At 72.7% G+C, this 7,068-nt stretch carries 6 protein-coding genes; 5 read left to right on the top strand and 1 reads right to left on the bottom strand.

All coding sequences use genetic code 11. The annotated features are described in order from the left end of the window. The first annotated feature begins 59 nt into the window (after window positions 1-59). From AOM06_RS02500 to AOM06_RS02510, 3 genes are read left to right on the top strand one after another with little or no spacing between them, the layout of a single operon-like run. Complete coding sequence (locus tag AOM06_RS02500; protein ID WP_062302190.1) at window positions 60-1,445, top strand: NAD(P)/FAD-dependent oxidoreductase; 1,386 nt, start codon at window positions 60-62, stop codon at window positions 1,443-1,445. A 15-nt stretch (window positions 1,446-1,460) separates the two neighbouring features. Continuing rightward, window positions 1,461-2,132 (top strand): hypothetical protein, encoded by a 672-nt coding sequence (locus tag AOM06_RS02505; protein ID WP_062302193.1) that lies wholly within the window; start codon window positions 1,461-1,463, stop codon window positions 2,130-2,132. Next, a complete protein-coding gene (locus AOM06_RS02510) occupies window positions 2,129-2,476 on the top strand; it encodes a cupin domain-containing protein (protein WP_062302195.1) in 348 nt (115 codons plus the stop codon). The genes AOM06_RS02505 and AOM06_RS02510 overlap by 4 nt, the downstream gene beginning before the upstream one ends. A 13-nt stretch (window positions 2,477-2,489) precedes the next feature. Here AOM06_RS02510 and AOM06_RS02515 read toward each other — a convergent pair whose 3' ends face one another. Next, window positions 2,490-4,061: a PucR family transcriptional regulator gene (locus AOM06_RS02515; protein WP_228372822.1), complete on the bottom strand. Its 1,572-nt coding sequence runs from the start codon at window positions 4,059-4,061 to the stop codon at window positions 2,490-2,492. A 109-nt stretch (window positions 4,062-4,170) separates the two neighbouring features. Between AOM06_RS02515 and AOM06_RS02520 the strand changes: the two genes are divergently transcribed. Beyond that, a complete protein-coding gene (locus AOM06_RS02520; protein WP_062302201.1) occupies window positions 4,171-5,658 on the top strand; it encodes a CoA-acylating methylmalonate-semialdehyde dehydrogenase in 1,488 nt (495 codons plus the stop codon). Between the two features lie 10 nt (window positions 5,659-5,668). Next, a complete protein-coding gene (locus tag AOM06_RS02525; RefSeq protein WP_062302203.1) occupies window positions 5,669-7,030 on the top strand; it encodes an aspartate aminotransferase family protein in 1,362 nt (453 codons plus the stop codon). The last annotated feature ends 38 nt before the right edge of the window (window positions 7,031-7,068 follow it).

A 7,068-nucleotide genomic window follows, 5' to 3' on the forward strand; every position in this document is an offset into this window, starting at 1 on the left:
GGGGAGGGGACGATGCGGTTGCATGCGGATCGCACCCGCCACCGTCAGGAGTGATATCCGTGGGGACCACGGTCTTCGAGCGCCACCCGGCCTCCGCATCGTCCATCGCCGCCATGCTCGGGGGCTCGGCCCTCAGCCCGTTCTGGACGGACGATGCGCCCGGCCCCGAGCGCCCCGCGCTCGCCGGCAGCCATCGCGCCGACCTCGTGATCGTGGGCGGCGGCTACAGCGGGCTGTGGACCGCGATCATGGCGAAGGAGCGCGACCCGGGTCTGTCGGTGACCGTGCTCGAGGCGCGTCGCGTGGGCTGGGCGGCGTCGGGACGCAACGGCGGCTTCTGCGAGGCGAGCCTCACGCACGGCCGCGAGAACGGCGAGAGCCGGTGGCCCGAGGAGATCGACGAGCTCGACCGTCTCGGGATGGAGAACCTCGACCAGATCGGCGAGACGGTCGCGCGCTACGGGATGGACGTGGACTGGCAGCGGACCGGGGCGCTCGCCGTCGCGGTCGAGCCGCACCAGGTCGAGTGGCTCGGCGAGGACGCCCTCGATGCCGAGGCCACGCGCGCCCTGGTGAACTCGCCGACCTACCTGGGCGGGGCCCTGAGCGAGGACGACACCGCCCTGGTGCACCCTGCCAAGCTCGCGCGCGAGCTCGCGCGCGTCGCGGAGGATCTGGGCGTGCAGATCTTCGAGGCGTCGCCGGTGACCTCGCTCGAGGACGGCCCGCTGGTCCGGACACGTGACGGGGTGGTGCGCGCGGGAAAGGTCGCGCTCGCGACCAACGTGTTCCCGTCGCTGCTCAAGCGCAACAGCCTCATGACGGTGCCGGTCTACGACTACTCGCTCATGACCGAGCCGCTCACCGACGCCCAGCTGGCCCAGATCGGCTGGGAGGGGCGCCAGGGCGTCGCGGACATGGCGAACCAGTTCCACTACTACCGGCTCACAGCGGACAACCGCCTGCTGTTCGGCGGCTACGACGCGATCTACCACGCCGGCGGCCGTGTGCGCGCGAAGTACCAGGACCGACGCGAGTCCTACGAGAAGCTCGCGAGCCACCTGCTCACCACCTTCCCGCAGCTCGACGGGATCCGCGCGACGCACCGGTGGGCCGGCGCGATCGACACGAGCACGCGCTTCTGCGCGTTCTGGGGAACCGCGCGCGGCGGCGACGTCGCGTACTCGCTCGGCTTCACGGGGCTGGGAGTCGGGGCCACGCGCTTCGGCGCGAACGTCATGCTCGACCTGCTCGCGGGAGAGGAGACGGAGCGCACGCGCCTGCGCATGGTGCGCGAGCGGCCCCTGCCGTTCCCGCCCGAGCCGCTCGCGAGCCTGGGCATCAACGCGACGCGCTGGAGCCTCGACCGCGCCGATCACCGCGAGGGACGCCGCAACCTGCTGCTGCGCGGCCTCGACGCGGTGGGACTGGGGTTCGACTCATGAGCAGCGGCTCCGCCCGTGCTGTCCGCTGACCTGGGCCTCGCCCTCGCGGCGGGCGCGGGGCTGATCGCGGTCGAGGTCGCGCGCTCCGTCCCCGCGTGGCTGCGCGTACGCCGCTCGCGCCGTGTCGACGGGCTCTCCGCGGTCTCGCTCGGGGTGCTGCTCGGCTCGATCCCTGCCTGGCTCGCCGTCGCGGTGCTCGCGCAGGCATGGGGGGTGCTGGTCGCGACCGTGGTGTGGGCGGTGTTCCATGTGCGTCTGTGCCGCGAGGCGGTGCGGCTCGATGCGAGCTTCCGCGTCACGATGCCCCGCGCGGCGGGCGCGACGCTCGCGGGCCTCGCGCTCATCGGCGTGGTGGGCGAGTCCGTCGGGGCCCTGCGGATGTCGGTGGGCCTCGCGCTCGTCGCGGTGTCGGCGGCGTACTCGATCCCCGCGCTGTGGTCCGGGATGCGGGCCAAGGACGTCGCCGGGATCTCCATCACCGCGACCGCTGTCAGCGCGGTCGAGGGCGTGATCTACCTGGTGGTCGGGATGGGATGGACGGGCACCGTCGTGGTCCCGAGCTACCTCGCGTTCGGTGCGCTCGCCGTCTTGTCCAACGTCCCACGATGCTGGCGCGCCGTGGCGCGGCGCGCCCGCGAGGCCCGCCGGGAGCGCCTCGAGCCGCTCGGGCTAGGGTTCGAGTCATGAACCTCGAGCCCGGCATCCCCGTCGACCTCCACACCCTCGCCATCGAGACCGAGCCGATCGAGGCCTCGGCGGTGGAGGCGGGCGCTCCCGTCGCGGGCGCCGCGGCGCTCGCCGAGATCGGCGAGATCGAGGTCGGCGTGTGGGAGATGACGCCCGGGGTCGCGACCGACATCGAGGCCGACGAGGTCTTCGTGGTGCTCTCGGGCCGCGCGACCATCGAGTACCTGGACCCCGCGCTGCCGACCGCAGAGGTCGGCCCCGGCTCGCTCGTGTGGCTCCAGGAGGGCATGAGCACGCGCTGGACCGTCACCGAGACCCTGCGGAAGGTCTACGTCGCGGGCTGAGCCAGCCGCGGTCTCACTGGTGCCGCGACAGCAGCGCGATGTGCAACGCGGTCTGCGTCTCGCCGTCCTCGAGGTCGACGCCCAGCAGCGACTGGATGAGCTCGAGCCGCTGGTAGAACACCGACCGCGACAGGTGTGCCGCGCGCGCCGCGGCGGTGCGGTTGCCGGGATGCGACAGCGCCGCCCGGAGGACGCGCTGGAGGTCGCCGTCCGTGCGCTGATCGTGCTCGACGATCGGCGCGAGCATCCGCTCGCCATGGTCGAGCAGCCGGTGGTCGTCGCGCAGGCTGCTGAGCAGGCGTGACAGAGGCCGCCGCTCGACCCACAGCACCTCGCCCGGGGCGGGCTCGCGCGCGTTGTCGAGCGCCTCGTGCAGCGACAGGGTCGCGGCGTCCACGTCGCGCGCCTCGCGGCCCACGGTGATCGCGACGCGTGCGCCGTCGCTCAGCGCGCGGGGGAGCGAGGCGAGAGCGGCGTCGTCGAGCGGACGATGCGCGGGCAGGGACAGCAGCACCACGATCACCGGGGCGCCGGACCGGCCGGGCACGGGGAGGGCCCGCGCCCGCGCGCCGACGCCGAGCGCCCACGACTCGATCTGGGCGGCGGTCGGCTCGCCGCCCCGCAGTGCGATCCCGTAGAGCAGCCGATCCGTCACGGGCACGCCGGCCGCCTCGAGGCGGGCCGCCATGGCCTCGGAGGTCGCGAACCGTCCCGCGAGCAGCGGGTCGAGCACGTGCCGACGTGCGAGCGTGGCCCACTCGTCGCGCCCGCCGTCCGCGAGCCTGCCCAGCGCGAGCGCGATCGCTCCCTGCAGCAGCACGTTGCGGCGCCCGGCGGGGTGCTCAGGGCCGGGCAGCGCGACCAGGAACCCCCAGCGCTTGCCGCGCGCGTCGACGGGCACCACCAGCCAGCGGTCGCCGTCGCGATGCGCGGACCGCGAGCGTCGCTCCCAGTCCGCGAGCACATTCGCCTCGTTGCCCACGGGGACCTCCGCGATGAGCGCCTCGTGCGCGAGGCTCTCGAGTACCACCGGCGCGCCGAGCGCACGCGCGAGCTCGCGCACCACGTGGTCGGCCGGCGCGCCCCGCAACGCGAGCGAGGTGAAGACCTCCCGCACCTCGTCGCGCGCGCGCAGCGCCGTCATCTGGCCCGCGATGATCCGGGAGTGGCCCGCCTCCGTGAGGGTCACGAACCGCACTTCGCGGTGCAGCACGATGAAGGCGATGCCGTGGTGGCGCGCGGACTCGAGCACCGCCGGCGGCGGCGTGGGGTAGCGCGTGCCCAGCTCGAGCACGAGCGCGGCGATGCCCGCCTCGGCGAGGCTCTCGACGAGCGCGGTGAGCCCTGCATCGTCCTCGGGCCAGGCCGTTCCCATCGACAGGAGCAGCTCGCGGCCGTCGAGCATGCGCGCGATGTCGGACCGCTCGGAGGTGTGGATCCACCTCACGGGTGCGTCGAGCAGGTCTCCGCCGACGAGCACCTCGGGGCGTCCGGCGCGGAACGCGGGGTCCTCGAGCAGCTCGATCACGGAGGGAAGCGCGGCGAGCGCCGCACGGCTCGGACGATGTGTCAGGGTTCCAGGCAATTCGCGACGGTCGGAGGCCTCCATCCGGCCATCGTATGTGTGAATCTGGCCGCCTAGTGCACACGTGCGCCCCGGGCAGAGTGTCCGGCGCGCGCGCGAAGGGAGAGCTGTGAGCCTGATCCGTCATCACATCGCGGGCGCCGAGGCGGGCGCGGGGGAGCGCACCGGCACGGTCTTCAACCCGGCCACCGGGGAGGCTGCGGGCGAGGTCGCCTTCGCCACGGTCGCCGAGGTCGAGGAGGCGATCGCCGCCGCCGCGGCGGCGCTGCCGGCCTGGCGCGCGAGCGGGCTTATCAAGCGCGCAGATGTGTTCTTCCGCCTGCGCCACCTGCTGATCGAGCGTCAGGACGAGCTCGCGGCGATCATCACGCGCGAGCACGGCAAGGTGCTCGGCGACGCGAAGGGCGAGATCAGCCGCGGCATCGAGAACGTCGAGTTCGCGGCCGGGCTGGTGCACCACCTCAAGGGTGAGCACTCCCAGCAGGTCGCGCGTGGGGTCGACGTCCACTCGGTCAAGCAGCCCGTCGGCGTGGTCGCGGCGATCACCCCGTTCAACTTCCCGGTGATGGTGCCGCTGTGGATGGCCGCCTCGGCGATCGCGTGCGGGAACACCGTGGTGCTCAAGCCGAGCGAGAAGGACCCCTCGGCCTCGATCTTCCTCGCGCGGCTGTTCGAGGAGGCGGGCCTCCCCGCCGGCGTGCTCAACGTGGTCCACGGCGACAAGGTCGCCGTCGACACGCTGCTCGACTCGCCGGAGGTGAAGGCGGTGAGCTTCGTCGGCTCGACCCCCGTCGCGCGCGCCATCTACGAGCGCGGCACCGCGCAGGGCAAGCGCGTGCAGGCGCTCGGCGGCGCGAAGAACCACATGATCGTGATGCCCGACGCGGACCTCGACGCCGCCGCCGACGCGGCCGTCTCCGCGGCCTACGGCTCGGCCGGCGAGCGCTGCATGGCGATCTCCGTGCTGGTCCCCGTGGGCGAGGACACGGCCGACGCGCTGGTGGCCAAGGTGGCCGAGCGCATGGCCGGCCTCACCATCGGCGACGGCACCGACCCGGCCTCGGAGATGGGCCCGCTCATCACGCGTGAGCACCGCGACCGCGTCGCGTCGTACGTGACCGGCGCCGCGGCCGAGGGCGCGACCGTCGTGGTCGACGGCACGGCACAGGAGTTCGACGGCGACGGCTTCTTCATCGGCACGTCGCTCGTGGACCACGTGACGCCCGGCACCAAGGTCTACGACGACGAGATCTTCGGCCCCGTGCTCTCGGTGGTGCGCGCATCGTCCTACGACGAGGCCGTCGCGCTCGTGAACGCCAACGCGTTCGCGAACGGCACGGCGATCTTCACGCGCGACGGCGGCACGGCCCGCGCATTCGAGATCGACATCGAGGTGGGCATGGTGGGCGTGAACGTCCCGCTGCCGGTGCCGATCGGCGCGTACTCGTTCGGCGGCTGGAAGCAGTCGCTCTTCGGCGACTCGCACATCTACGGCCCCGAGTCGATCCACTTCTACACGCGGTCCAAGGTGGTCACCACGCGGTGGCCCGAGCCCAGCGAGTCGCAGATCGACCTGGGCTTCCCGAGCAACCACTGAGGGGGAGAAGATGACCACCGAGCAGGACGCCATGACCGGCGCCGAGGCGCGCGTGCGCGCCGACGACCGCGCCCACGTCTTCCACTCGTGGAGCGCGCAGGCGCTCATCGATCCTCTTCCCGTCGCGGGCGGCGAGGGATCCGAGTTCTGGGACTACGCGGGCAACCGCTACCTCGACTTCGGGTCGCAGCTCGTGAACCTCAACCTCGGGCACCAGCACCCGGACCTCATCGAGGCCATCGAGAAGCAGGCGCGCACGCTCGCGACCATCCAGCCGTCCTTCGCGAACGACGTGCGTGGCGAGCTCGCGCGCCTCATCACCGAGGTCGCCGGCGAGCGCTTCTCGAGTGTGTTCTTCACCAACGGCGGCGCTGACGCCAACGAGAACGCGGTGCGCATGGCGCGCCTGTTCACCGGCAAGCGCAAGGTGCTCGCGATGTACCGCAGCTACCACGGCAACACCACCACCGCGATCTCGCTCACGGGCGACCCGCGCCGCTGGCCCAACGAGCCCGCGGACGGCTCGGTGGTCCACTTCTTCGGGCCGTACCTGTACCGCTCGGCCTTCCACGCGGAGACCGAGGAGGAGGAGACGCGGCGCGCGCTCGAGCACCTCGAGCAGACCATCGTGCTCGAGGGCGCCTCGACCATCGGCGCGATCGTGCTCGAGACCATCGTGGGCACCAACGGCGTGCTCGTGCCGCCGCCCGGCTACCTCGCCGGCGTGCGCGAGCTGTGCGACAGGTACGGCATCGTCTACATCGCGGACGAGGTCATGGTCGGCTTCGGGCGCACCGGCGAGTGGTTCGCGTTCCAGGGCCACGGCGTCGAGCCCGACCTCATCACCTTCGCCAAGGGCGTCAACTCCGGCTACGTCCCGCTGGGCGGCGTGGTGATCTCGCAGGAGGTCGCGGCGGCGTTCGAGCAGAAGGCGTTCCCCGGCGGCCTCACGTACTCGGGCCACCCGCTCGCGTGCGCGCCGGGCGTCGCGACGTTCGAGGTGTTCCGCCGCGACGGCATCCTCGAGCGCGTGCGCGACCTCGGGGAGCGCGTGATCCGGCCGGTGCTTGAGTCGTGGGTCGAGTCCCACCCGTGCGTGGGCGAGGTCCGCGGCACGGGTCTGTTCTGGGCGATCGAGCTCGTGCGCGACCAGGAGACCCGCGAACCGCTGGTGCCGTTCAACGCAGCCGGGGCGGATGCCGCCCCCATGGGCGTGTTCGCCAAGGCGTGCAAGGACGCGGGGCTGTGGCCCTTCGTGCACTTCAACCGCACGCACCTCGCGCCGCCGCTCATCATCACCGAGGACGAGCTCCGGAGGGGCCTGCGGGTCATCGACGCGGCGCTGAGCGAGGTCGACGCGCTGATCGCCTGACCCTTCGCCCTGCGAGGTGCTCGGTGCCCGATCCGCCC

The organism is Demequina subtropica (genome assembly GCF_000971235.1).
In the GTDB taxonomy this organism is placed as follows: domain Bacteria; phylum Actinomycetota; class Actinomycetes; order Actinomycetales; family Demequinaceae; genus Demequina; species Demequina subtropica.